The following is a 3,019-nucleotide window of genomic DNA, read 5'->3' as shown; positions in this document are numbered from 1 at the left end:
CCTCGTCGGTCCAGGGATCGACCCGGACCAGGCCGACCTGCGCCGTCAGATCGAGTTCGACGATCGCTGCGAGGATCTTGCGCGAGAACGGCGATCGCGGCGCGTAGAACAACTGCATCAGCTCGATCCCGCCTCGCTTCGCCTCAATCGCGGCCACACCATCGTTCGCGTCTCGATAGGGCCCGACGGCGAAGATCGCTTTCGCAGGCGCCGCTCGAGGCCGGGAAGGCTCCCGGTTTCTTCCCGTGTGAGGCGCCGATCGGCGGAGGTCGCGCCGATGCGACGAAGCACCGCTCGAAGACCGTCATGCCCGCGCGCGTACGTCCATCTCTATCGGGGGCAAGTCATGGCGCCAAGCACCAACGTCGAAGGGAGCCGCGATCGTTCGCTTTTGCCGAAATATCCTCAGGTAATTTTTGCGCGATTTTATTCGTCTAGGTTGCTTAGTTGCCTTCTTTGACCGGCTCTGAAGCGCTGTCTTGGACTCAGACCGCGCCGCACCGCCGCGGCTTCTTCGCGTCGATGCCGGATTTAACCAGGCAGGGCGGCTCACTGCCCGGCGGCCGCTTGTCGGTATCTGGGAACTAGGCTAATGGCCCGAACCCAACCGCTGGGGTCGACGCTCCGCACCGTGGGCCTTCGACCGAGGGCTCCTCCGGGGCCGGAGGCGGTCCGACGACCGCTGCCGAACAATCGGCCGTCCCGCCCGCCAACGATGGGAAGCATCACTTGACCCTTTCCGGAAAACGGGTGCTCGTCACGGGCGCGGGCGGCTTCATCGGGAGCCATCTCGCCGAGGAAGCGGTGCGGCAGGGCGCGACGGTGAGGGCGCTGCTGCACTACAACGCCATGCGCGATCGCGGGAACCTGTCCGGCATCGCCCCGGAGATCGACCGCGAGATCGACTACGTCTTCGGCGATATCATCGACCCGGAATACGTTCAGGCGATCACCGCGGACATCGACGTCATCTTCCATCTCGCCGCCCTGATCGCGATCCCGTACTCGTATCTGGCACCGCGCAACTACGTGAAGGTCAATGTCGAGGGCACGCTCAACGTGCTCGAGGCGGCGCGCCGGCACGGGGTGCAGCGCGTCGTCCATACCAGCACGTCCGAGGTCTACGGGTCGGCGCAGTACGTCCCGATCGACGAGGCCCATCCGCTCCAGGGGCAATCGCCCTACTCCGCCTCGAAGATCGGCGCCGACAAGATCGCCGAGTCCTATTATCGCTCCTTCGAGGTTCCGGTCGTCACCGTGCGGCCGTTCAACACCTACGGCCCGCGTCAATCGGCCCGCGCCTTCATCCCGACCGTCATCATGCAGGCGCTGGAGCCGGAGCGGAGCGTGATCAAGCTCGGCTCGACAACCCCGGTGCGCGACCTGACCTTCGTCACGGATACCGCGAACGGCTTCCTGACGGCGGCGGTGACCCCGGGCATCGAGGGCGGCACCTTCAACCTCGGCGTCGGCTCCGGCCAGACGGTCGGCGAGGTGGCGGACATGATCCTCGAGATCGTCGGCTCGAAGGCGGTGATCGAGACGGACGAGCAGCGCATCCGCCCGAGCAAGAGCGAGGTGGAGCGGCTGATCTCGGACAACCGCCTCTTCCAGGCGCAGTCCGGCTGGGCGCCGAAGGTCGGCCTGCGCGAGGGGCTGGAGCGGACGATCGACCATTTCCGCTCTCATCACGATCGGCGGGACGTCGATCGCTACGTCGTCTGAGAGCGAAGCGATGAAGGCCATCATTCTCGCCGGCGGCAAGGGCACGCGCCTGATGCCCTACACCGCCGTCATGCCCAAGCCCCTGATGCCGATCGGCGAGATGCCGATCCTCGAACTCCTGCTGCGCCAGCTGCGCCAGCACGGGGTGACGGACGTCATCCTGGCCGTGAACCATCTCCATCATCTCATCCGGAGCTTCTTCACGGACGGGTCGAATCTCGGCCTCAACATCACCTACAAGGTCGAGGACAAGCCGCTGGGCACGAGCGGGCCGATCGCCGCCAACCTCGATCAGCTGCCCGATCACTTCATCGTCACGAACGGCGACCTCCTGACGACGCTGAACTTCTCGGCGATGGTGCGCGAGCACCTGGATCGCGGCGCCGCCGCCACGATCGCGACCCATCGCCGGACCCTGCAGGCGGATTTCGGGGCGCTCACCGTGGGGCCTGACCTGACGGTGTCGGAGTATCGCGAGAAGCCGTCGATGCATTTCGAGGCCTCGATGGGCCTCTACGTCCTCTCGAAGAAGGCCGTCGCGCCCCTCATTCCGGCCGACACCTTCTTCGACATGCCCGATCTCGTGCGCGCGCTCCTGGCGTCGTCGCAGAAGGTCGTGAGCTATGTCGAGGATTGCGACTGGATCGATATCGGCCGGCCGGACGACTACGCCCGGGCCCAGGAACAGTTCACGGCCCGGCCCGAGCATTTCCTGCCGGCGGCCTGACGAACCGGCCGCCCTTCCCTCCTCCGCCCGGCCGGAGAGCCGGACGCCGTTAAGCGTCAGGAGCGGCCGATCCGCGAAGCGTAGCTCGCCTGCAGGCCGTCGATGAGACCGACGCGCGGCGCCCAGTCGAGCGCGGCGCGGGCGGCGGCGTTGTCGCAGACGAGGCGGTCGGACGGCGCGTCGGCCGGCTCCGCGACCGGTCGGACCGTGATGCTGCGATCCGGCTCGGTCCGCCGCACGGCCGCGATCGCGGCCTCCGCGAGCTCCCGGACCGAGTGCCCGGCACCGGAGCTGATGTTCAGCGTGCGGCCCGGCGGCAGGTCCGGCCGGCGTGCCGCGGCGAGCAGCGCATCGACGGCATCCCGAACGTAGACGTAGTCGCGGACCGGATGCAGGGCGCGGAGCACGATCTCGTCCGTCCTGGCGAGCTGACCCAGGAGGGTGGTCACCACCGTGTCGGTCATCTGATCGGGGCCGTAGATGTTGGACGGGCGCAGCGTCACGGCCCACCGCCCGGTCGCGACATGGGCGGCAACAAGGGCTTCCGCCGCGATCTTCGAGGCGGCG

General features: G+C 67.5%; 3 protein-coding genes. 2 read left to right on the top strand and 1 reads right to left on the bottom strand.

The genetic code is table 11. The features are described 5' to 3' along the window. Nucleotides 1–729 precede the first annotated feature (729 nt). Entirely contained in the window at nucleotides 730–1,725 is a 996-nt protein-coding gene (locus MFF42_RS23275) for an SDR family NAD(P)-dependent oxidoreductase (RefSeq protein ID WP_238258109.1), read from the top strand. Between the two features lie 10 nt (nucleotides 1,726–1,735). Then, nucleotides 1,736–2,452 carry a nucleotidyltransferase family protein gene (locus MFF42_RS23270; RefSeq protein WP_238258107.1) on the top strand — a complete coding sequence of 239 codons (717 nt, stop codon included), beginning with the start codon at nucleotides 1,736–1,738 and terminating at the stop codon, nucleotides 2,450–2,452. Between the two features lie 56 nt (nucleotides 2,453–2,508). Here MFF42_RS23270 and MFF42_RS23265 read toward each other — a convergent pair. Continuing rightward, nucleotides 2,509–3,019: NAD-dependent epimerase/dehydratase family protein (locus MFF42_RS23265; protein WP_238258105.1), on the bottom strand; the 511-nt coding region annotated here is incomplete at its 5' end.

The organism is Methylorubrum podarium (assembly GCF_022179745.1).
GTDB lineage: Bacteria > Pseudomonadota > Alphaproteobacteria > Rhizobiales > Beijerinckiaceae > Methylobacterium > Methylobacterium podarium.
The sequence above is the reverse complement of the archived record's forward strand: the minus strand, read 5'-3'. Positions and strand labels throughout refer to the sequence as shown.

Bases quoted from the DNA above. Each gene is read 5' to 3' on its own strand.
- MFF42_RS23270 (WP_238258107.1), top strand. From the start codon at position 1,736: ATGAAGGCCATCATTCTCGCCGGCGGCAAGGGCACGCGCCTGATGCCC.